Origin of the sequence: Klebsiella sp. JN_Kp121 (genome assembly GCF_040062145.1) — a bacterium.
In the GTDB taxonomy this organism is placed as follows: domain Bacteria; phylum Pseudomonadota; class Gammaproteobacteria; order Enterobacterales; family Enterobacteriaceae; genus Klebsiella; species Klebsiella aerogenes.
On the sequence record NZ_JBEAHX010000009.1, the window covers coordinates 130,055 to 152,121 of the forward strand.

At 52.9% G+C, this 22,067-nt stretch carries 19 protein-coding genes; 11 read left to right on the top strand and 8 right to left on the bottom strand.

Annotated features, from left to right (window positions below):
- Positions 1–17: 17 nt before the first annotated feature.
- Together ABLU86_RS15050 and ABLU86_RS15055 are read right to left on the bottom strand one after the other, a co-directional pair.
- Complete coding sequence (locus tag ABLU86_RS15050) at positions 18–536, bottom strand: hypothetical protein (RefSeq protein WP_045359439.1); 519 nt, start codon at positions 534–536, stop codon at positions 18–20.
- A gap of 1 nt (position 537) precedes the next feature.
- Positions 538–1,326: a winged helix-turn-helix domain-containing protein gene (locus ABLU86_RS15055; RefSeq protein ID WP_015369826.1), complete on the bottom strand. Its 789-nt coding sequence runs from the start codon at positions 1,324–1,326 to the stop codon at positions 538–540.
- Between the two features lie 645 nt (positions 1,327–1,971).
- Between ABLU86_RS15055 and ABLU86_RS15060 the strand changes: the two genes are divergently transcribed.
- The 8 genes from ABLU86_RS15060 to ABLU86_RS15095 all read left to right on the top strand — a co-directional run bounded on the left by ABLU86_RS15060 (position 1,972) and on the right by ABLU86_RS15095 (position 10,349).
- A complete protein-coding gene (locus ABLU86_RS15060; RefSeq protein ID WP_015369827.1) occupies positions 1,972–2,520 on the top strand; it encodes a fimbrial protein in 549 nt (182 codons plus the stop codon).
- Between the two features lie 69 nt (positions 2,521–2,589).
- Positions 2,590–3,138, top strand: a complete 549-nt coding sequence (locus ABLU86_RS15065; protein ID WP_015703384.1) for a fimbrial protein — start codon at positions 2,590–2,592, stop codon at positions 3,136–3,138.
- Between the two features lie 40 nt (positions 3,139–3,178).
- Positions 3,179–5,650 (top strand): fimbria/pilus outer membrane usher protein, encoded by a 2,472-nt coding sequence (locus tag ABLU86_RS15070; RefSeq protein WP_059304866.1) that lies wholly within the window; start codon positions 3,179–3,181, stop codon positions 5,648–5,650.
- A gap of 26 nt (positions 5,651–5,676) precedes the next feature.
- Positions 5,677–6,453 carry a molecular chaperone gene (locus ABLU86_RS15075; protein WP_020077992.1) on the top strand — a complete coding sequence of 259 codons (777 nt, stop codon included), beginning with the start codon at positions 5,677–5,679 and terminating at the stop codon, positions 6,451–6,453.
- Between the two features lie 11 nt (positions 6,454–6,464).
- A complete protein-coding gene (locus tag ABLU86_RS15080; RefSeq protein ID WP_015703381.1) occupies positions 6,465–7,070 on the top strand; it encodes a fimbrial protein in 606 nt (201 codons plus the stop codon).
- Entirely contained in the window at positions 7,067–8,131 is a 1,065-nt protein-coding gene (locus tag ABLU86_RS15085) for a fimbrial protein (RefSeq protein WP_015369834.1), read from the top strand. Before ABLU86_RS15080 ends, ABLU86_RS15085 begins: the two co-directional genes overlap by 4 nt.
- A 9-nt stretch (positions 8,132–8,140) precedes the next feature.
- A complete protein-coding gene (locus tag ABLU86_RS15090) occupies positions 8,141–8,680 on the top strand; it encodes a fimbrial protein (RefSeq protein WP_015369835.1) in 540 nt (179 codons plus the stop codon).
- A gap of 1 nt (position 8,681) precedes the next feature.
- Positions 8,682–10,349: a Wzy polymerase domain-containing protein gene (locus tag ABLU86_RS15095; RefSeq protein ID WP_348796184.1), complete on the top strand. Its 1,668-nt coding sequence runs from the start codon at positions 8,682–8,684 to the stop codon at positions 10,347–10,349.
- A gap of 32 nt (positions 10,350–10,381) precedes the next feature.
- Here the strand turns inward: ABLU86_RS15095 and ABLU86_RS15100 are convergent, their stop codons facing one another.
- The 6 genes from ABLU86_RS15100 to ABLU86_RS15125 form a co-directional block, all read right to left on the bottom strand.
- Positions 10,382–12,172, bottom strand: a complete 1,791-nt coding sequence (locus ABLU86_RS15100) for an ATP phosphoribosyltransferase regulatory subunit (protein ID WP_032706352.1) — start codon at positions 12,170–12,172, stop codon at positions 10,382–10,384.
- Between the two features lie 145 nt (positions 12,173–12,317).
- A complete protein-coding gene (gene hisS, locus ABLU86_RS15105; protein ID WP_042897717.1) occupies positions 12,318–13,586 on the bottom strand; it encodes a histidine--tRNA ligase in 1,269 nt (422 codons plus the stop codon).
- Positions 13,587–13,702: 116 nt separating this feature from the next.
- A complete protein-coding gene (locus ABLU86_RS15110; protein WP_015369839.1) occupies positions 13,703–14,839 on the bottom strand; it encodes a histidine decarboxylase in 1,137 nt (378 codons plus the stop codon).
- Between the two features lie 34 nt (positions 14,840–14,873).
- Complete coding sequence (hdcC, locus tag ABLU86_RS15115) at positions 14,874–16,220, bottom strand: histidine-histamine antiporter (RefSeq protein WP_015703377.1); 1,347 nt, start codon at positions 16,218–16,220, stop codon at positions 14,874–14,876.
- Between the two features lie 331 nt (positions 16,221–16,551).
- Entirely contained in the window at positions 16,552–17,136 is a 585-nt protein-coding gene (locus ABLU86_RS15120; protein ID WP_032709087.1) for a cytochrome b/b6 domain-containing protein, read from the bottom strand.
- Complete coding sequence (locus tag ABLU86_RS15125) at positions 17,133–18,206, bottom strand: catalase family peroxidase (protein ID WP_348796183.1); 1,074 nt, start codon at positions 18,204–18,206, stop codon at positions 17,133–17,135. The genes ABLU86_RS15120 and ABLU86_RS15125 overlap by 4 nt, the downstream gene beginning before the upstream one ends.
- 502 nt (positions 18,207–18,708) lie before the next feature.
- On the opposite strand from ABLU86_RS15125, the gene ABLU86_RS15130 reads away from it, so the two are divergent.
- From ABLU86_RS15130 to ABLU86_RS15140, 3 genes are all read left to right on the top strand, one after another.
- The gene (locus ABLU86_RS15130) at positions 18,709–19,665 is read left to right on the top strand and encodes a LacI family DNA-binding transcriptional regulator (protein WP_161798778.1); all 957 of its coding nucleotides are present in this window, start codon (positions 18,709–18,711) and stop codon (positions 19,663–19,665) included.
- Positions 19,666–19,781: 116 nt separating this feature from the next.
- Positions 19,782–20,591 (top strand): inositol monophosphatase, encoded by an 810-nt coding sequence (locus tag ABLU86_RS15135; protein ID WP_110916693.1) that lies wholly within the window; start codon positions 19,782–19,784, stop codon positions 20,589–20,591.
- A gap of 111 nt (positions 20,592–20,702) precedes the next feature.
- Positions 20,703–22,061, top strand: coding sequence for an MFS transporter (locus ABLU86_RS15140; protein WP_110916694.1), 1,359 nt, complete (start codon positions 20,703–20,705; stop codon positions 22,059–22,061).
- Positions 22,062–22,067: the final 6 nt, after the last annotated feature.

The following is a 22,067-nucleotide window of genomic DNA, read 5'->3' on the forward strand; positions in this document are numbered from 1 at the left end:
GCATATCCAGAAGGTGATTAATCTGCGAAGTGATTCATTACGCAGGCGAAGCGGGGTGAAAAGTTATCGCCAATAAGAACCGTTTCCTCATTCAGGCGCTTTAACATATACAGCTTGTCGGCATGTTCGTAAGCGTCGAAGAAGAGGTAATCGACAGCGTCCGTTGCATTATCGTCGGGGGATTTTTCGCGTCCCTCGGGGGTGAGCATGAAAACGCCGGCAGTATGTCCAAGCGGACGAGCATACCGAAAGAACAATTTTCGGTTTACAGCAAACTCGCCGTCATTGCTTTTGAGCTTTCCTTGCACTGATAATGAAAGGTGCCCGGAGTTGTAGCTGGTAATCAACATGATTCCGTGGAGTTCCTTTTTGGTATTCTGGATGTCGATTATCGACGTGAATTCCGAGGAGCAGGAAAAACTGATTTCTTGTTTTTTAACATTCCCAGTGATAATCAAATAGGCGATAGCTGCCAGCCCAATAATGACGATTACGACTGACCAGAGTAAAAAAGAGTGATCGCTTTCCTGCTTCATATCATTCCTCATGATGGCGATACTGGCTGATGCAATGGTAATAGCCGAGGTTGAGGCCGCATTCAGCGGCAAACGACCACTCAACCAGGTTATGGTTACTCGCCCAGGTATTAAGATACAGGTCTTTAGGGTGCGAGCAGTTGGGGCTAATCCCCACGGACTTGAAAATATCCAGCGCTTTCTTTTCGGTTATCGTGTCGGTGAGGGCATTTCCTAATATATGTACACGGCATTGCTCGTAGTCGATGGTTCGTAAGATAGCTGCGTCCGTCATGGCTATATGATTGGGTATCCATGTTAACCACGCTGTTGCCAGCACGGCGATGCTGGTAATTAACGCTGTGATAGCGACAGGCCACCGGTTTGGTTTCTTTCTCCTCGGCGTCGATGCAACATAGGCGACTCTGGCGGCCGTTTGCGCTTCTTCCTGTAGCTGAATATTGATATTGACGTCGCCCATCCGAAATCCAATACGAGGAATGGTAACGATGAGTTCTGCAGGATGACCTGTCGACGTAATGGCTTTGCGCAAAAATGAAATGTGCTGGTTAAGATTCGCATCCGTCGCTCTGGCGCCATTATGCTGGAAAACATTCAGCAGAATTTCATCGCGCGAGGATATCTCTTTACCATTTTGCAACAAATAGAGCAGTAATTGTGTAGCCACGTTATTCAATGTGGCTATTTCACCAGATGCCACGTCTTTTAGGGTATTTTTAAGTGGTCTGAAAACTAAACCATCACCAATAATTACGGATTTAATTTTGTTTATTGGTATATGAGAAATCACTGATGTCTCCTTTAAAGCAGGATATCTCGCATTCGAGTGGGGGAAGCAACAGCATAACATAATTCATTTATAAAAAGAGGTTGTGCCATAGATCGCTTTATTATCATTTACATAACAATATTTTAATATTCTTTATGTAATCATTCATTCTCCTTCCTTTCTTTCACTATCTTATTGTCAGCACTCACTTTTGGTATCCATTTCAATTTTTAAAAATATTTTATAAATATATTTTGCCAGTTATCTGTTCTAAATTAAAAAATAGTTGATAGTTAAAAACTCTATAAAAACTATAAATAATAGACATTAACACTGTTGGTTGCGTGTTTTTTGGCTGGTTTTTAGGTAAATGATCGATCTGCAGGCGGGAAAGCAACACGATTTCCTGAGTTTGATTGATTCCGTATTTTGGCATTGTGTCAATTTTTCGTCGACTTAATATAAGCCCCGAAACAGCGTAAACGACTGTGGACGGTATTTCTGATGGAATACCAATGAAGTTCAAAATACGGTGCGGTTCGAGATGGATTGTTTGCAAGGATATGCGCTGCCGCCACCGCGAGATCGGGTTTTCCCGGACAGGAATTGTCTGCGGAAATAGATCGTCGGAATAACCCAAAAACAGATATAAGGTTAAGTAGTAATATGAAAATGAAAAACGTGGCTGTGGCCTGTGCGCTGATGGCGGGAATGACTTTTACTGCATCTTCTGCTTTCGCTGCAAAAAATGTTGAACCGACTAACGGTAAAATCCACTTCACCGGCTCTCTCGTTAATTCCGCATGTGGTCTGGCGCCAGAATCCAGCCCGGTGCAGGTGAATTTTGGCGAGATCCCAACTTCTCAGTTAAAAGACAACCAACGTGCTGGCGTTAAACATGCCAAAATTGTTCTGCAGGGTTGCGATACGACTGTCGCAAAAACCGCTACCGTGACTTATACCCCGGCAACGATTGATGCAGACAACAACGCGCTAGCCGCCTTCACCTCTGGTACTGCCAAGGGCGCAGGCATCGGTATGGTTGACAGCGGCAACCAGGATGTTGAGTGGGGTAAAGCTGCCTCTCAGGTCAACATTACCGATGGCGAAACCGACATTGATTTCGTCGCTTACCTGCAGGCAAACAACGCATCTGCAGCGGTAACTCCGGGTGATTTCGAATCTACCGTTAATTTCCAGATCGATTATCAGTAACGATCTGCAGCGGGCGCATTATCGCGCCTGCTTAACCCTTCCTGCGAATAACTGAAAGGAAATGCGGTTATGCCTGGATGGCGTATTTTACTGCTTTTTATCTTCATATCGCCTGCATGGGTTTCGGCTGACACTTTCCGTCTTGTCAGTACGCCCGGAAAAATGCGTATGCGGGGAAATATTATTGAGGCTGCTTGTTATGTCGATCCGCGCGACCGGTCACTACTGGTTGAATTCGATGATCTCTCAGCCAGAGATATTTCTGGTAAACCTGAAAAAGTATCTGCGCATAATTTCAGCATTCATTTGCTGGGATGCTCACTAGGGGATTCTCAACACCCCGGTAATGTGTTTCAACGCGCCAATATTACTTTTTCCGGTGCCCCCGATAGGGACAATCCAGATTATCTGAGCGTGCAATCGGAAACTGAAAATTTAGCGATAGAAATATACGACAGCAAAGGACAGCAAATTCATCTGGGCGAACCATCACCGGACTATGTACTTAACCCAGGAAAAAATACGCTCAAATTTACGGCTTATTTGATCTCCCGCGACGGAAGAATGACATCTGGCGAATTTACTGCGGTCACGCATTTTGTTGTGAATTATCTCTGAGCTGCACTGCATTTCGGGTATCTGAAGGTTGCGAACGAAAATGATCACGCTGAAAACAGATAAAAAACGTCTGGCGCTATTTATTGTTCTGGTCTGCGCCGCTTCATGGGCTGAAGCGGATGAGGCTATTGAATTTAATACCGACGTACTGGATGCCAGCGACAGGCATAATGTCGATTTACAGCGTTTTTCCGAAGGCAACTTTGTGGCTCCCGGAGAATATCTGCTGGATGTTCGAATTAACAGCCAGGAGATTCCTCAGCAGACAATCCGTTATATCGCCGATCCGGCCAATTCACATAAATCTATAGCGTGCCTGACGGCGCAACAACTTGAGTTACTGGCGCTCAAAGAAGAGGCGCTGACCCATATTCATCCCATTAGCGCAACCTGCTATGACATTTCCCACCTGCCGGGTGTGGCGCTGAATAATAGCGCAGGCGTACTGGACATTACCGTGCCTCAGGCATGGATGAAATATACCGACCCAGACTGGACGCCGCCTGAGCGCTGGGATAACGGCGTCGCCGGGCTGATTTTTGACTACAGCATTTCAGGGCAGGCCACGCATTACGAACAGGGTGGCGATCACTATCGCTCTCTGTCCGGCTATGGGCAGACAGGTTTTAACCTCGGCGCATGGCGTTTTCGTGGCCAGTATCAGGCCAATTACACTTCAGATGATAATCATGGGCGTATCGACTGGGATCAGATCTATGCATATCGCCCGTTACCGATGCAGGCTGCAAAACTGACGGTCGGCGAAATCTATTTGAATTCTCAGGTTTTTGATTCGGTGCGCTTCACCGGGGTCAACCTCGCCAGCGATGAGCGTATGCTGCCGCCAAATTTGCAGGGCTACGCGCCTGAAGTGCACGGCATCGCCCGCAGTAATGCGAAGGTCACCGTCAGTCAGCAGGGGCGTGTTATCTATCAAACCACCGTCCCTGCGGGGCCGTTTAATATTCAGGATCTGCACGGTTCGGTACGCGGTACGTTGGATGTGCGCGTCGAAGAGCAGGATGGCAGCGTACAAACTTTCCAGGTCAATACGGCTGATATCCCTTATCTGACGCGTCCGGGCTATGTTCGCTACAACGCCGCGGTTGGTAAGCCGTCGCGTTATAACCACGACGTTCAGGGCCCTGCGTTTTATAGCGGCGATTTTTCCTGGGGGGTGAGCAATGCATGGTCACTGTACGGCGGCGCGTTGCTCACCGGCGAGCGCTACAACGCCTGGTCGATGGGGATAGGACGGGATTTAAACTGGCTGGGAGCGCTGTCGGCCGATGCGACGCAATCCGTGAGTCGGGTGAAGCATCAGGCTGAACAAAAAGGCATGTCCTTTAAGCTCAGCTACGCCAAAACCTTTGATGAGTACAACAGCGCGATTACCTTTGCCGGGTACCGCTTTTCACAGCGAACCTTTCGCACCTTCTCGCAGTTTCTCGACGAGCAGTATGAAAGTAACAACAGCGCCGGCAACGAAAAAGAGATGTACACCGTTACCGGCAACAAAACCTTTTTTGCTGACGATCCGCATTTAGCGACTACGTTATACCTCACCTATACCCACCAGAACTATTGGGATCGCGGTTCCCAGGATCGTTATGGATTATCGATGGGACACAGTTTTTCCTTCGCGGGAATCCAGGGGATCAGCGCCAACCTCGCGGCTTATCGCTCTGAGTATCAGGGCAAACGGGACGACAGTCTTTCGCTTTCAATTTCAGTGCCATGGGGCGATGGCCGCTCCATGGATTATGAATTACAGAACAGCGGTAACCAGACCAGCCAAATGGTTTCGTATTCCGATAACCGCGATCGTAATAATCCGTGGCGTTTGCGCGCAGGGGGTTCCGGGGAAGGGCGTACGGCATTTGATGGTTATTACCAGCATCGCAGCATGATGGCGGAGCTGGAATCTAACGTCAGCTGGCAGCAATCACGCTATTTCTCCGTAGGCGGCACGGTACGCGGCGGCTTTACGGCGACGCGTCACGGCGCGGCGTTACATAACAGTCAGGCGTCAATGAATACCGCCAGAGTGATGGTTGATACCGATGGCGTTGCCAATGTGCCGCTTAACGGCGAACAGGCGCACTCAAACCGTTTCGGTATTGCCGTTGTACCGGACGTCGTCAGTTATCACAGCTTTGATACCCGTATCGATGTGGACGTCATGGACGAGGATATTTCCGCGACCAAAGCGATCGTGACTAACACCCTGACGGAAGGCGCCATTGGCTACCAGCGCTTTGCCGTCGCGCAGGGGCAAAAAATGATGGCGCTGCTGCGCCTGAAGGATGGCTCGGTGCCGCCGTTTGGCGCCGAAGTGTTTAACGCCAACGGTGTCAGCGTCGCCATGGTGATGGAAAACGGCATGGCCTGGATTGCGGGGGTGAATCCGTCCGAGCGTCTTTCCGTTGCCTGGGCTGGCCGTGCGCAGTGTCACTTACAGGTGCCACAACAAATCAACCCGGAAGGTAACGTGCTGTTGCCTTGTGAATAATTTCAATAACCTGAATGAATTTTGTCATGAATAATCAATCTCTTAAATTCGCGCGCCGTTGGCTTAAACCCGTCGCCTGTGGCCTGTTTTTTATTGCCCAGATCAATGCTTCGTGGGCGGGTATTGCGCTCGACCGTACACGCATGATTATCACCGGTGATGCTCGCTCGGTAAGTGCGAACTTAACCAACACCAGCCCGAGCATTCCATTTCTGGCTCAGTCGTGGGTAGAGGACGCCCACGGAACAAAAATTACCTCGCCATTAATGGTCTTACCGCCGCTGCAACGGATTAACGGTGGGCAGAAGGGAATCGCCCGCGTGACGAAAACCAGCGGAGTTAACGCGTTGCCACAGGATCGCGAGAGTCTGTTCTACCTGAACGTGCGTGAAATTCCGCCAAAACCGGATAAGCCGAACGTGCTGCAGCTGGCGATGCAGTCGCGGATCAAATTGTTCTATCGGCCGACAGCTATCGTGCCGGAAACGCCGGGGGCGGTGTGGCAAAACCAACTGATCTTTCACAAGCAGGGTCAGCGCTGGACCGTGGATAACCCAACGCCATACTTCGTCACCTTAATCGGCTTAAGCCGCAAACCTGAAGCCCAGGGCGGCGGCAGACTGACTGATTTCCCGGGGATTATGATCCCGCCAAAATCCTCTCTCGATTTCAACGTCTCGGACGCCAGCGTCAGCCAGTTCAGCATGATGTACGTGAACGATTTTGGCGGTCACCCTGAATTGAAATTCAGCTGCACAGGCAATGTGTGTAAAGCATTGCCGATGGAGCAACAGCCCCGGTAAAGGACTCGTAAATGAAAAAGATGCTTTGCGCTCTGCTGATGGCAGGCATGGCCTGCTCGGTTCAGGCCACAAGCGGCCGCCATGATATGAGCAACGTTTCCGGCGAGTATGGCAACGTCCGCTTTCACGGTCGGGTATTCGTTTCGCCGTGCGTGCTGGATATGGCTTCACGCGATCAGACCATCGATCTCGGTGATATTTCCGCCAGCCGCTTTCGCCAGAGCGGCGATCGCAGCGATCCGGTATTGGTGACGCTGCACCTGAATGGCTGCTTAAAAGGCTCCGGGCACACGTTAAAGGACTTTCCTGGGCAGACCAGCGAGCTCCCTGAGCTGTCGCACAGTACGGTGGAGCGTGGCGTTTCGATGACACTGATGGCCGAAAGTGCGCCGGAAAACAGCGATCTTGGGCGGATTCGCGGCGATGTGCGCGGCGCGGGCATTCGGCTACTGACCGAACGCAACCAGTTGATCCACCTGAATCAACCGCAACGCATGTGGATCCTCAAGCCGGGCGATAACGCGATTCACTTTCTTGCCGCGCTGGAATCTTTTGGGCAGGAGGTGACCGCTGGCGAATTTAACGGTCTGGTCAGACTTAAGCTGGAGTATCTATGAGCGTATTGCACAAAGCGCTGCTGTGGGTCGTCCTGGCTGGCTGTCCGCTGGCCGGGCAGGCATTTACTCTCGGTGAGGGAGAACCTCAGGGCGGATCGCCGCATCAGTACGATATTGAACTGAACTCACTGGATGTCAGCAAAAACCACGAGGGCGGCAGAACGGATCCGTTCACCTGGAATTTGGGCAGTTGGTATGTCGTGGATTTTCATTGTGAGCAGGCCGACATCTCGCGCCAGCCGATTTACTACACCACCACGACCACCATGCCGCCCTCTAATCAGGGAGCGAACCGTTTTCGTCTGAATGATTACCTGGATGTGGAAGTGAAGGTATGGGTCGCCGGGCGGTATAACGACTACGTTCAGGCGCCGTTCACCAACTTTTCGAATCGCTACAACGACCATAACTGCAAAAAGCGCAAAGGCTACGAGCGAGCCACTAACATTGAAAGTGGCTCTAAAGGGAAAGTGACGTTTATTGTCACTAAACCCATTATTAACGGCATCAATATCACTTCTCAGTCGCTGGTGGAGGTTGCTGGACGTCTGGGCAGCGCTGGCCCTACGCCGACAACGCCAATTTCCCGTGTGGTCATTAAATCCGGGCTCATTACCGTGCCGGACAAATGCATCTTTAATCGCGGAGACAAAATCAGCATTGAATTTGGCGATCTGCCAGGCTCCGCCGCCCGGCTCAACGGCACCAACTACAGCAAGTCGATCCCCATTCATGTGGTCTGCGAGGGGGGGAGCTTCGATCAGGGCGCGTTGAACATTAATCTTGGCGTACAAACTACCACGGCGTCAGGCACGGCGGGATTTAACGATCATCTCCTCGGCACGCTAAGCGGCGGCCAAAAACGCGACGATCTCGGCATTGTGATTAAAGACGCGAGCGGCGGCACCGTCGTGCCCAATCAGTTCTACAACGTGAAGGGTTTTTACCAGAATCAGGGCGACTGGAATCTTACCGCCGCGCCGGTGGCCAAACCGGGCGTGGGAAGCGTCAAAGAAGGTGAGTTTGAAGCCTCCGCCACCGTTGTCGCGCAGTTTCAGTAGGGGGATGCCATGAGATTTACGCTGTTAATCGCCACCAGCGCGCTACTGCTTGGCGGCTTGGCGCAGGCCGACACTAAGCTGGTCGGCGGCGATATGTATTTTCACGGCACCATTCGAGCGCTGGCCTGCAGCCTTGCGCCAGGAGGCGACAAAATCGAGGTCGATTTCGGGCAAATCGCGACCCAGGACCTTTATCTCTCGGGGCGCAGTAAGCCGAAAAAATTCAGCATTGAGTTACGCGACTGCAACCCGGAGGTTTTTCGCGGGATCTCGGTCACTTTCAGCGGAAGTGAAGATGCGGAGCTGGCGGATCATCTGGCGCTGGATAGCAGTGAACAAGGCGCCTCCGGAATCGGCATCGGAATGAGCGAAGAGGATGGTACAGCAATCCGCCTTGATGAAAGCACGTCAGTCAAAGAGATTACTGAAGGCTCGATGACGCTGAACTTTTTGGCATGGGTCGCGGCGGAACCGTCGGCGTTAAAAAATCAGACTCTCGAATACGGCCCCTTCAGCGCCAGCGGGACCTGGACGCTGAACTACCAGTAGCATGATGAACGCATTGCATCGTATTGCGCCGCTGCCGGCGCAGAAAGTATTGCTGGTTGTCAGTCTGTTTTTCTGGGGTGGGGCAATGCATCTCTACTGGCCGAATAACGGCGGTAGCGGTTTGTCGTTGCCGCTAAATATAACGGCCTGGATTTATGCCGTTGTGCTGGCAGCTAGCGCATTGATGCTGGTACCTCGTCAACGCTGGCGGATAACTATACCCGCCGCGGGGTTTACGATGGGGGCGCTCATTCTGACGTTGCTTTGTCTGTTGACGCCTGAGGTTTGGCGGTCCGAGGCGCTGCTGGTCGCGGGGGCGTTGCTGGGAGGCGTGCTTGTCTATTTGGCGACGTTGCAAATTCCGCTTACGACAAACACGCTGACAGTACTGCTGGCTCTGCTCTGGGGCGCGTGCGTCCTCGAATGTCTGGCGTTTACCTATCAATACTGGCATTGGCCGGGGGTGAATTACTGGGAGTTTGCCTGGCGGCGCGGTACACGCCCCTACGGTATTTTTCAGCAGGTTAATCTGATGGCCAGCTTCACGGCGTGTGGCGTGCTGCTGTCAGCATTGCTTTTTTTACGGCTACGTGGCGGATATCGGATTATCATCGGGATTGCTCTGGTGATAATGGGATTTGTACTGCATGAGTCTCAGTCGCAAACCGGTTACCTGTCTGTGGCGGTAGGCGAGGTCTTGCTGCTGGCGGTTTTTCCTGCGCAGCGCCGTACGCTGCTGTTACTCCTGCTGCCGCTGGCGATAGGCATGATAGCGGGCGCACTTGCTCGCCATTTCTTGTCGGTGGTGACGATTAATCACCTGACGACCTCCCAGGTGCGCTGGACGGTGTTGAAAGCATCGCTGGCATTATTTGCCGAGCGTCCGTGGACCGGATGGGGCGTGGGCAGTTTCGCCGGCGTGTTTCTTGAACGCGCGGGGCCGTTGGGGCTGAGCAGCATCTCGCATCCGCATAACGAACTGGCGCTGTGGCTGGTGGAGGGAGGGCTGGTTGGACTGCTGGGGGCGCTTTGCTTTATGGCGAGTGGTTTATGGCTCTGGCTGTACGGCAATCGCTGGCATCGCGCCTGCCTGGTGGCGGCGCTACCCGTGGTTATCCATATGCTGACGGAATACCCCGTCAGGCAGTCAACGCCACATTGGCTACTGCTGATTTTGTTGCTTCGTTGCGCAGACTGCCGGCGAAAAGCGGCCCGGCTGCCGCTCACCCTGGCGTCGCTGTTGCGCGCTGTGGCATTGATCGCGGTTGCTGTCATCACTCCATTGTTGTTTCTCACGCTGCATACGCAACAGCAACTGACGCTGGCGGAGCGACAATCAACACAGTGGCGTCTGGCCGAATCTCTCCCTGTGGGAGGCTGGCTGCTTGCCACCCGCTACCGGTTTGATGTCCAGATGGGGTATCTACAACAATATCAACGTACCCGTGATGAGCGTTGGCTGGCAGCCGTTCGCCGCTGGGCGCCTGACTATGTGCGTGTTCAACCGGACCCGAATGTCTCCTTCACGCAGATCTTGCTGGCGTTACAGCAGCGAGACCTGGCCGAGGCGCATCGTCTGGCGACACGCTTTTGTCTGGTATACCCGAATGATAGGCGTATTCCATGGCTGCAGGATGCGCGACGTCCTTTTAATCAAATAATGGAGTGAGATAAACATATCCTCTTATCGGCCTGCGTTCATCACTGAGACAGAACGACCTGCGCGAGCCGATCGGTGATGTTATCAAGCGTGCAAATCTTAATCCGATGGTCCCGTGAATCAGAGAGGATAACCGTTTCTCCGTCGCCTTCGATTTCAAGAATAAATCTCGCCCCCAGGCGTCTGGAATTTTTATAGCGGGTGCTGATTCGTTGGGGGGAGCAGTCGTTGATGATGCTTAAATAGGGAAATTGCTGACGCAGGCTACGCCCGAGCAGCACTGCCTTAGCAGCCACGCGAGGCTGGCCTGCAATAATCACAATGTCGGTCGGCGGATGCGCTCTGGCGGGTTGGGGACGATAACCGAGCAGAGTGACAATCGGCTCCATCATGAATGCAAAGCCGCAGGCGGAAACCGGTTTTTCAGCAATACGACTGGCGCAGGCGTCGTATCGGCCGCCACGGCTGATGATTAACTCGCGCTCCATGGCAATGCTGCGCCATTCAAAGACCAACTGACAATAGTCATTGGCGGGAAACAGCGCAGGATCGTATTGCCAGGCAATACCGGCTTGGGTCAGGGCGTGCTGAAGGCGCTGGAATCGATGACGGGAGTCAACGGTAATAAAATCCGCCAGGCAGGGCGCCGCAGGAGCAAGACGCTGAAGAAGGATATCCTCATGATGGATCAACCACTCCGGATGTTTCTCCAGCCAGTGCTGCTGCTCCGGGTTCAGCAAACGCGAGATGGGCTGATAGTAATCGCGCAACGCCCGGCGGAAAGCCGCCAGCGAGGCCTCGTCACCCAGCATATTAATATGCAGTTCCGCCATTTCACCGAGGCCAATACGCCTGAAGAAAACCGCCTGCATAACCAGATGCTCAAGTTCGATATCAACCCCCGGCATGCCGAAGGCTTCGACGCCAATTTGATGATTTTGCCGGATATCTCCATCCAGGGAGCGTTGACGGAACATGGCGCCCGAATACCAAATCCGGCTCATTACTGCGGTATGAGGGTTATCGGCCATCAGGCGCAGACATCCGGTTGTCCCATCGCCACGTAATTTTCCCTTGTCGGCCATCACCGGGCCGCCTGGGGCGAATAGCGATGTATGTTCAAGTAAGGGTAACCTGATTTGTTGATAGCCATGCTGGCGCAGAAACTGTTCAGCCTGAAGTTCCAGCCAGGTCCACTGTTCTGATGGAGAGGATTCATATTTACGCGGGCGGCCGCAATGTCGTGCCCGCAGCGGCCTTTCCATCTGGGCTTCAAGTTGCTGGCTCAACGCTGGCGAGGCGAGCAGGCAATTTTGCGCCAGTGCATGGCGAATCCTGGTCACCAGCGCCCGATTTACCGGTTGCCGGCAGAACTCCTGGAAGTGGGCCTGTCGCTGTTGCTCATTCTCACCGAGCTTGAGCCAGACAGGATGGGGGACTATCAAACCTGAAGGCTGATTACCGTGACTATGGCACCCCGGGCTCCCGTCCTCGTCACATTCAATAAAGCGCTTCACGGCCAGGAAATAGGTTTCTGGTTCCAGGGGACTGCATAAGTAGCGGCTGTCCCACAATGCGCCATGCCGTTGGTAACGACGATTGTAATAAGGCACATAGCTGCGTCCGATATGCTGAATAAAACGGCTCAGCGCCTGTTTATCCGGAGCGCTGACCAGCAGCAGGATACGTGGGACGGCAAGTGACCAACTATGGATAGACACGGCGTAACGTTGCGCCGCGTCTTGCATACACCGTTCGAAGGCAGAGTAATCCTCCTCGTGGCGGAATAACTCCTCGCCATTATGCCCGCGAAGCTGCGCCAGATGCGGCATCCCCGGAATAAATAATCTGTTTTTTCTCGGCATGTCCACGGTTCTCTGCTTAAGGATCTCGCTGTGTGTCAGGGTGAAATGCTGAAGGCGGGATTAGCGCCGGGACGAGTACCGTCCTGCCGCACGGTACCCAATCTGGACGTGTTTACTGGCAGTGATGTTGCAGCCAGTCAATGAGCGCTTTCTCTTCGAGCGTCATTTGACGGGAGCTGGCGAGGTCCCACAGCCGTATCTCATTGTCGGTATTCAGCGTGATTATCGCGCGACACTGACTTTGCAGGGCGGTCTGATGCTGGCGTTTAAGTTTGTTGCCGCTGCAATCCACCATCACGCTTAACTTTTCAATACGCTGGCGCAGTAGCTCCGCCAGCATCTGGGCCCGCAGGCCATCATCCTGACATTCACTGGTAATGACCACGTCAGGGTGAAAATGCCACAACGGATTATCTTTCTGGCTGACGGTCTGAATCAGTAACAGCAGGCGCTCGATACCGATGGCAAAACCGCAGGCCGGCAACGCCTTCGGATTGAATAACTCCGCCAGGCCGTCGTAGCGGCCGCCACCGCAGACGGTACCCTGCGAGCCCAGTTCGTCAGTCACCCACTCAAACACGGTGCGGGTGTAGTAATCCAGCCCGCGCACCAGACGCGGATTGATGGTGTAGGGGATGTCGGCCTTATCGAGCAGTTCGCAGAGCAGCGAAAAATGGTGACGGGAGTCTTCGAACAGGTAATCCAGCAATCGCGGCGCCTGTTCCAGCATGGGCTGCATGGTCGGATTTTTGCTGTCGAGGATGCGCAATGGGTTGGTTTCCAGCCGTTTGAGGCTATCTTCATCCAGTTGCTCACGATGAGCATTAAACCAGTCAACAAGGGCGGCTTTATGGGCCCGCCGTTCATCCGGCGTGCCCAGAGAATTAATTTCCAGCCTGACATGCGGGGTCAGGCCCAGCTCCTGGAACAAATCACGAACCATAAAAATCATTTCAGCATCGACGTCCGGCCCGGCCATGCCGAAGGCTTCAGCACCGAACTGCGTGAACTGACGCAGCCGTCCCTTCTGCGGGCGTTCATAGCGAAACATCGGGCCCTGATACCACAGGCGCTGGGTTTTGTTGTAACACAGATTATTTTCCAGTACCGCACGCATACAGCCGCTGGTCCCCTCGGGCCGCAGCGTAATCTGTTCGCCGCTTTTATCCGTAAAGTTGTACATTTCTTTGGCAACGATATCTGTGGCTTCGCCAACAGCACGTTCGAATAAGGCGACCGGTTCCAGCAGGGGTAAGCGGATCTCCTGGTAACCATAACGGTAGGTCAGACGCCGGAATTTATTTTCAAGCCACTGCCAGATTGGCGTTTCGGCGGGCAGTACGTCGCGCATACCACGTATGGCTTTTAACTTTGCACTCATCGTTTATGACTCCTGATGCGAAATTCCCATATACTGTGCAGGTCTGGTGGGTTCCGGTTGGCGCTGCAACCCACCAGATTGTCCAGCGGGCAGTGGCAGTTTGCCGCTGCCCACTCTTATGCCGCCCGTTGCGCCAGGTCGGCAATCACGTCATCGATCAGCGCATCAATCCGGGAACTGTCCAGGTGGTGAGCGGTGGTGATCAGATGGGCTACGTTGCCGGACGTTGCCAGGCAGTGTTTCTTCCATACCCATTCAGAAGGCTTCGGAAAGACCACCGTGATGGAGTTTTTGTGGCACAGCGCGTCAATACCTGCTGCTTTAAAGCGATCCACGGCGTATTTCGCCATGTTGAGGCTGTGACCAATGCGGCGATGCCATTCGGCATCGGTATGGCTGCGAACGGCGGCCCACATCATCAAAGGGGTATGACCGTTGCGTGACCCTGAAATCGTTTTATCGTGGGCGGAGATGTAGTCGATCTCTACGCTGATACGGTCGACGTTGGCTTTCTTGGCTACCACAATGCCGCATGGAATCGGAGAGCCGATCATTTTGTGTCCGGAAACGCCAATCGAATCGATACCATCCGCGAAGGTAAACGGTTGTGGATCCTCCACGAAAGGCAAGATCATGCCGCTTAGCGCGGCATCCGCGTGTAGATAATAATCTTCACGTGGGATCCCCAGCGCAGCGATACGTTTCTGTATCTCAGCGATATTATCAACAGCCCCGCGTACCGTTGTGCCAATATTGGCGAAAATGATGGGATGGCGTTCGCCTGAGGTCCTGATTTTATTGATCAAATCGTCATAATCCATTTCTCCGTCTGGCTGAGATTCCACCAGTTGCGATTTGATACGCAGCAGTTTGACGATTTTGGCGACGGAATAGTGAGTATCTTTTGAATAGTAGAGCGTGCCTTCCGGGAACAGTTCTCTTCCCAGATAGCAACCAAACATATTACTTTCTGTGCCGCCGTTGGTGACATAGCCCCAGCTTTCCGCAAAGGGGATTTTAAATATGCCGGAGAAATACTCCATGACTTCTTTTTCAAAGTCGAAAGAGTTGAGTAAATAGTTACAGTACTCCCCCCAGTCACCACAGTTATTAATTGAGAAACGCAGAAAACGCTCCAGCATGGTGTAATCAAAATCAGCAGATTCAGGGTAGCCAATATTAAAGTAGCGATTTTTTACACAGTATGACCAAAATGCATCGAGTTTATTTTGATCGGCAATAGATAAAGACATATGAATCTCCATATTTATGTTGGTGAATAAAATATTATTTTTGAAGGTAAAGAATATCCTGGCCTTTTTTATTACGTCCGGCCGCGACAAAAGAAAACAGAGGAATGGTTACCATCATCATAATTGTGCCCCAGAAAATGGAATCGGTACCTGAACCGAGCAGGGCGAATATACTGTAAATCATACCGATGACAGTCAGGACGCAATAAAACATAAAACCACGTCCACGGTTGAGCTTTTTAGAAACCATGATGATAGGTAGCGCGATAATGGCATACATATAAGGCAGCAGGGAGGCAAATACCGACATCAGAATCACCACCTGGAACTGTTTGGCGAGATCGGGGGAAGCCGTCAGTAACAGCACCAGACTCATCAGCACGCCAGAAATAATCAGACCTTTCATCGGGACATCATTTTTATTGGTCTCGGCGAAAATCTGCGGAAATAACCCCTGTTTCGCCCCGGCCCGCGGCCCTTCTGACTGTAGAATCAACCAGCCGGAAATGGAGCCAAAACAAGCGATAATACTCAGCGCGGAGGCGATGTTGCCGGCCATATCACCAAACATATAGCGTGCCGCATCGGCGAATGGGGCGGCAGATTTGACCAGTTCGGCGTGGGGAACCAGGCCCATGATAACGGTACAGCTACCGACGTAACATACGGAGGCAATCAGCAGACCATATACGGTAGCGCGAGGTACCGTGCGTTCAGGATTTTCCACCTGTCCGCTGGAAACCACGGCGGATTCCACCCCTAAGAAACCCCACAGCGCAATGGAGGCCGCGGAGACGATCGCTGAGCTGTCGCTGTTGCCCGTCCCGTTGTAGACTTCAGAGAACATTTTCGGGTCAAACCAGAACCAGCCGACAATGCCCACACCCAGTACGACGACCAGCATGCAACTGGCGGTGAAGGACTGTGCGCGCCCGGCCGTTTTAGCCCCCAGGCTGCCTAAGGCAATAAATGCCCACAGAATAGCGATAGCGGTGATACAACCGTAAACCGGATTATGCAGCGCCGGGAAGAAGTAACTCAGATAGCCGACCCCGGCGACGAGGAGCGCGACGTTGCCAATCCAGGCGCTGATCCAGTAGCAAATCGTCGTCTGAAAACCGATGAAAGGGCCAAACGCATCGCTGGCATAGGCCACGATCCCTCCCGCGCGAGGGGTAATGAGGCTGGTTTTAGCGAAAACCAACGCCAACGCAATTACGCCAATAATAGTAAACAACCATCCCCATAGTGAAATATATCCCACTCCGGCGAGATTGGTCGGCAACATAAAAACACCGGAACCCATCATATTTGATGCGGTCACAAGGGTTAGTGCCGTTAACCCCATTTTTTGCGCAGTACCCGCGCTGACGCTTCCCATATATATCCCCTCTGTATTAAGTAAATGCTTACTTGGTTATTAAACGCATTTTTTCACAGGGCAGGGGTGGGAATATGATCTACATCATTTTTTGAAAATGATATGCGCGAATATATATTAATTTCGGTATATTTTTTGAACAGTGATTAGGTAATTCACTCCGTCCCCTTTTTTATTTAATCATCAAGGTTAGTGGTGATTGTGTAATAAATAACGGGAGGGCTAATTTTTATAGGCGAGCGCTACAGTGAGTGGCTGCTGATTTTTCGGATGCAAAAAATAAGGGGCAAAATCCCCTTATTTTTGCTTCAACGTACCTAATTATTAAGTTTCACCGCTCTACAGGTGGTTTACTTGACCGGCTGGTACTTTTCGCCATGCTGGCAAACACGCCGTCGCGGAATATCCATGCGTGCACTAATGCCGCAGAGAGATGTAGCAACACCACCGCAAAGAGCAGTTTAGCTAGCAGGCGATGGGCATCGTGAAACCAGGCAAAAAGCAGCGGGCTAGTCGGGGTAATGGCCGGAAGGTTAAGTCCTTCAAACATAACAATCGGAACGCCCGCTGCCGACAGTTGCGCCCAGCCAAGCAATGGCATTGCCAGCATCAGCGCGTATAGCGCCCAGTGCGACGCTTTTGCCGCCCGCACCTGCCAGCGTGAGAGCTCCGCAGGAAGAGGTGGCTGCCGGCTATAAAACCGGTTGGCCAGGCGGATGAGCGCCAGCAGCAAAATAGCGATCCCCAGTGGTCGATGTACATCCACCAACCAAATGCGATGGTGTAATGAAGTCATCATAGCTGCGCCGATGAACAGCATGGTCAGGATCATGATTGCCATCAGCCAATGCAGATATCTCGCCAGAGGGTTGAAATGCTGCGGCGCGCGCGCCTGCTTGTGGTGATTAGAGTTCATTTAACCTCCGTTTTTTGCACGGCTTCGGTTGCTTTGCCATAGCCAATTTCCCGTTCGCGACGGCTCCAGGAATGCGAATAGGCGCCAGAGCGCGCATTTAAGACGGGATCGTTAGAGACCTCTACTCCAGCGGGCACGATGGAAGGATCAAAGTTAACGTCACGGCAGGCGCCTTCGGCTTGGGCGACGAGTTGGGTGACTTTGAGCGTACCGGCGACGACCTGCTGGCGATCGTTTGGCCATGGCTGCGAAGGGTCATCCACCGCGTCGCCAGCTTGGGCGAGTTGCAATACCAAATCCCAGTAAATAGGATGCTGAGAAAGTCGCTGCTGTAATTGTTCGAACAGGAAGTTATGGTCGGCTTTCTGTCGCTGTTCATCAGCGATAGAGACAAATGGATCGTGCGGCCGCATCAACCAGCGTACGGGCTGGCGCTGGCGGTCGGCGTTCACGAGATAGAATGCGTTAATACTATAAAATGTCGCCCCGGCAAAGCCGCCTAGCGCTGGCTTTTGCGCCGCCCACTGCAAATATTTACTGGCTTCCGGGTAGTCCTGTAAAAATGCCGCGAGACGCTGCGGATCGGGCTTACCGGTGGCCGGGTCGACGGCGGTGGCCTTCTTCATGGCAAGAAAGCCCTCCGGGTTTCGGGTGGCGAAGTAGGGCTCGTTGTTCATTGCCATGCGCCATTGCTGTTTATCGTCCGTTTTCAGTAGCAGCGCCATGCTCAGGGTTTTCGTTGAGTTATCAGCCGCGTGTGGATTACCTGCGCCAATGGAGAATCGCCCGACAACGGGGGTTTCCGACTGTGAAAAGAGCCGCGCGGTGGAATAAGAAACGTCTGGAGCGGCTGGTTCGAACGTCCCGCTAAAACAGATCCCTTTGCCGTGCGCCCGGCGAAACCCGGCAGGAAACGGCTTGTCTGGATCGGGGACTAATGACTGGCTGGTGGTTCGCGAGCCCAGCCAACCAGAGGTCCAGGCGAATGCCGCTGCCGTTGCCCCGACGATGACCGCGATCGACGCCAGCGCGCGCCAGGTATTTGGGGATCGGAAATCCAGTTTTGACATAGACGTTTCCATCGTTAAGTTTTATTTCACGTCACGCGTGATATATCGCACGCAACACGTTTAATATCGTGAGAATATAGGGGGTGTTGATATCTGAATGCTGCCTTTATATCTTTTTGTGCTGCAAAGATATTGCTTCTGGAAATTATTGTTTATAATAAAATCATTGTGATTTAGTTGGTTACGTTTTTTCTTTAACCGCTTTTTAATTTCTTCATTAAGTATCATGATAATAATTATAATTGGTGCGCGAACGAAAGAAACAATATCACGAAAAGTTTATACTTCTGTTCAGTTAACGTGATAATAAAAAATGTCATTATCTGCGCTGGTTGGCCGGCATTACCAACCCGATTCAGGGTATAGTGGAAGCACGAGTGATCTCGGGATACATTGCCTTCAGCGTGACGAGGGTAATGTGTTGAGCGAAACCTCTATGCCTGATGGATTTCACTGAAAAATCAAAGCGATGAATGATAAAAAATGGATTAAAGCAGAAGACGTGGCGAAACTCGCCGGCGTTTCCCGTTCAGCCGTCTCCCGCGCTTTCACGCCTGGGGCCTCGGTGTCGCCGAAAACCCGCGCCAAAGTGCAGGCCGCCGCGGAAACCCTGGGCTACCAGGTTAATATCATCGCCCGTACGATGAACACCGGCAGCAGCAACTTTATCGGCATCATCACTTCAGGGTTCGATAACCCTTTTCGCAGTAAGCTGCTGGCGCCGCTGATCCACCAGCTGGCGCTGCATGGATTTATGCCATTGTTGATGAACGCCGATGATCCGCAGCAGTTAGCTCCTTCGCTAAAACATCTTCTCAGCTATCACGTCGCTGGCGTCATTATCACCTCCGGCGCGCCGCCGCTGGAGCTGGCTGAGGAGTATCTTGCGCGAAAAATTCCCGTTACGCTTATCAACCGTCATGCTGAACTTCCCGGTTGCGACCGCGTCAGCAGCGATAACGCGCTCGGCGGGAAACTGGCCGCTGAGCTGTTACACGCAGGCCAGTGCCGGGACGTCGGTTTTATTGGCGAAAATCGTGACAATTTCAGCACCCGGCAGCGCTACGAGGGGTTTATTCACCATGCCAGCGGGCTGGCTGTCACGGCGCATTTCTGCGAAACGGGCGGTTATCAGTCCGGTTTTGCGGCCGCTCGCCGGCTCGCCGCGGAAAGGCCAGGATTGCAGGCGCTGTTTTGCGCCACCGATATGCTGGCGATTGGGGCGATGGATGGGCTACGAGCGGATAATCCAGCGGCCGTCCTGCCGGCAATTATTGGCTTCGACGATATTCCCCAGGCGGAGTGGCAGCCTTATCAACTTACCACTATCCAGCAGGACACCACCCTGTTGGCTTATCACGCGGTGGAGATGCTGGTTAGCCGGATCGCCAAATTCAATCAACCTTCACGTCACCGCGAAGTCGCTGTGAAATTAATAATTCGTAATAGCGCTAAATGAAAAATTCATTTTATGATGAATCGATCACAGAATTATCGCTAAAATACATCCACACTCACTGCGCTCTTCGGGGCTTTTTTAAATAAAATTGCACACGTGTGCAAAAGGAGTAAATGATGACATCACTGCATTCCTCTGCGCTACAGACCCGCTATCGCCTGGCCTGCGAGCTGGCGAAAGCGGGTGCCGAGCTGGCTTTCGAATACTATCAGCAGCGCGAGGCGCTGGCGGTAGAGCATAAGGGCAATGACCTACAGGACGTGGTGAGCGTGGCCGATAAACGCGTAGAGGCCTTTGTTAAGCAGCGCATTACTGACGCGTTTGCGGAGGATGGTTTTCTCGGCGAAGAGAGCGGTACGCAGATGCCGGACGCCAGGGTGCTATGGGTGGTTGATCCCATTGATGGCACCAGCTGTTTTTTGAATGGGCTGCATACCTGGTGCTTGTCGCTGGCGATCGTCGTTGACGGCGAGCCGGTGGTTGGCGTCGTCTACGATCCCAATCATCGTGAACTGTTCCACGCGCTACGGGGCCATGGCGCCTGGCTCAATGAGACGCCAATTCGCCCACATCCCGCAGCAACGGTCAAAGAAGGGGTGATGGGCGTCGGAACGTCACATCGGGTGACGCCGGCGCAATTCCTGCCTTTTCTTGACGCGCTGCTCAGCGATGGCGGCATGTTCATCCGCAATGGCTCCGGCGCGTTGATGAGCGCATGGGCGGCCGCCGGGCGCCTGATTGGCTACTATGAACCGCACATGAACCCGTGGGATGCCTTACCCGGTCTGGTGTTGATGCGCGAAGCGGGGGGCGTCGCCAACGACTTTCTGGCGCAGGAGGGGATTCGCCATGGTAATCCCCTCCTGCTGGCCAGCCAAACGCTGTATCCCCAACTCAAAAATATGATTCTTCAACCATTACATTAACCCTTACAGGTTCGGGCTGTTTCTGATTATGTACCCTACACAGTAACGATAACGACCCTCACGGACGAAGCACATCAATCAGTCAAGCCTCCGACCGTCGGAGAAACTATTATGTCTGGAATTATTCATTTTTTCCGGGCGTCGCCGCCGCAAGCGGGCGCCGCGTTTGATGAAAAACGTTTTCGCCGGGTACGTTGGCAAACGTTTATTGCTATGACCCTGGCCTACGTGACGTTCTACGTCTGCCGCTTATCGTTCACCGTGGCGAAAAGCGCGCTGGTGGAATTAGGCATTACCCCAACGGAGTTGGGAATGATTGGCTCGACGTTATTCTTTAGCTACGCCATCGGCAAACTGGTTAACGGTTTTATCGCCGATCATGCCAACGTGGTGCGTTACATGAGCCTTGGGCTATTGCTCAGCGCCGGGATGAACCTGCTGATGGGCATGACCACCAATGCCATGCTGCTGGCTATCTTTTGGGGGATTAACGGCTGGGCGCAGTCGATGGGCGTCGGTCCTTGTGCGGTTTCGCTGGCGCGCTGGTACGGCTTTAAAGAGCGGGGAACGTTTTACGCCATCTGGTCGACGGCGCATAACATCGGCGAGGCCATGACCTACATGGTGATCGCCGCAGTGATCGCGGGTTTTGGCTGGCAAATGGGTTACCTCTCCACGGCTGCGCTCGGCGCCACTGGCGTGGTGCTGTTGCTGCTGTTTATGCGCGATTCGCCACAGAGCAGCGGCTTTCCCTCCATTAACGTGATTCGTGATGAACCGCAGGAAGAGACTGAAGCGCGGGGATCGGTGTTCAAAAACCAACTGCTGGCATTGCGTAACCCGGCGCTGTGGACGCTGGCGCTGGCATCGGCATTTATGTATATCGACCGTTATGCGGTGAACTCGTGGGGGATCTTCTTTCTGGAGCAGGATAAAGCCTATTCCACCCTTGAGGCTTCAGGCATCATCGGCGTTAACGCGATCGCCGGTATCGCCGGGACCATCATCGCCGGCATGCTCTCTGACCGCTTTTTCCCGCGCAATCGCAGCGTCATGGCCGGGTTTATCAGCCTGCTGAACACCGCGGGTTTCGCCTTAATGCTCTGGTCGCCGCATAATTACTACACCGACATCCTGGCGATGATCGTCTTCGGCGCGACCATCGGCGCGTTAACCTGTTTCCTCGGAGGATTGATCGCCGTCGATATCTCTTCACGCAAAGCGGCGGGGGCAGCGCTGGGAACCATTGGTATTGCCAGCTATGCCGGGGCGGGGTTGGGCGAATTTCTGACCGGGATCATTATCGATAAAACCGCGATCCTCGAAAACGGGAAAACGCTTTATGATTTCAGCACGCTGGCGTTGTTCTGGATAGGCACCGGATTGGGTTCCGCGTTACTCTGTTTTACCACCGCCGCCATCGTCGCCCGACGCCATGCCGTCGAACGGCAGACTTCATTCTCCTCATAACTGATT

Excerpts from the sequence above, each read along its gene's own strand:
- ABLU86_RS15100 (WP_032706352.1), bottom strand. The coding sequence starts at position 12,172 with ATGCCGCATCTGGCGCAGCTTCGCGGGCATAATGGCGAGGAGTTATTC.
- ABLU86_RS15070 (WP_059304866.1), top strand. The coding sequence starts at position 3,179 with ATGATCACGCTGAAAACAGATAAAAAACGTCTGGCGCTATTTATTGTT.
- ABLU86_RS15135 (WP_110916693.1), top strand. The coding sequence starts at position 19,782 with ATGACATCACTGCATTCCTCTGCGCTACAGACCCGCTATCGCCTGGCC.
- hisS (WP_042897717.1), bottom strand. The coding sequence starts at position 13,586 with ATGAGTGCAAAGTTAAAAGCCATACGTGGTATGCGCGACGTACTGCCC.
- ABLU86_RS15140 (WP_110916694.1), top strand. The coding sequence starts at position 20,703 with ATGTCTGGAATTATTCATTTTTTCCGGGCGTCGCCGCCGCAAGCGGGC.
- ABLU86_RS15095 (WP_348796184.1), top strand. The coding sequence starts at position 8,682 with ATGATGAACGCATTGCATCGTATTGCGCCGCTGCCGGCGCAGAAAGTA.
- ABLU86_RS15080 (WP_015703381.1), top strand. The coding sequence starts at position 6,465 with ATGAAAAAGATGCTTTGCGCTCTGCTGATGGCAGGCATGGCCTGCTCG.
- ABLU86_RS15110 (WP_015369839.1), bottom strand. The coding sequence starts at position 14,839 with ATGTCTTTATCTATTGCCGATCAAAATAAACTCGATGCATTTTGGTCA.
- ABLU86_RS15120 (WP_032709087.1), bottom strand. The coding sequence starts at position 17,136 with ATGAACTCTAATCACCACAAGCAGGCGCGCGCGCCGCAGCATTTCAAC.
- hdcC (WP_015703377.1), bottom strand. The coding sequence starts at position 16,220 with ATGGGAAGCGTCAGCGCGGGTACTGCGCAAAAAATGGGGTTAACGGCA.
- ABLU86_RS15060 (WP_015369827.1), top strand. The coding sequence starts at position 1,972 with ATGAAAATGAAAAACGTGGCTGTGGCCTGTGCGCTGATGGCGGGAATG.
- ABLU86_RS15050 (WP_045359439.1), bottom strand. The coding sequence starts at position 536 with ATGAAGCAGGAAAGCGATCACTCTTTTTTACTCTGGTCAGTCGTAATC.
- ABLU86_RS15125 (WP_348796183.1), bottom strand. The coding sequence starts at position 18,206 with ATGTCAAAACTGGATTTCCGATCCCCAAATACCTGGCGCGCGCTGGCG.
- ABLU86_RS15065 (WP_015703384.1), top strand. The coding sequence starts at position 2,590 with ATGCCTGGATGGCGTATTTTACTGCTTTTTATCTTCATATCGCCTGCA.
- ABLU86_RS15075 (WP_020077992.1), top strand. The coding sequence starts at position 5,677 with ATGAATAATCAATCTCTTAAATTCGCGCGCCGTTGGCTTAAACCCGTC.
- ABLU86_RS15085 (WP_015369834.1), top strand. The coding sequence starts at position 7,067 with ATGAGCGTATTGCACAAAGCGCTGCTGTGGGTCGTCCTGGCTGGCTGT.
- ABLU86_RS15090 (WP_015369835.1), top strand. The coding sequence starts at position 8,141 with ATGAGATTTACGCTGTTAATCGCCACCAGCGCGCTACTGCTTGGCGGC.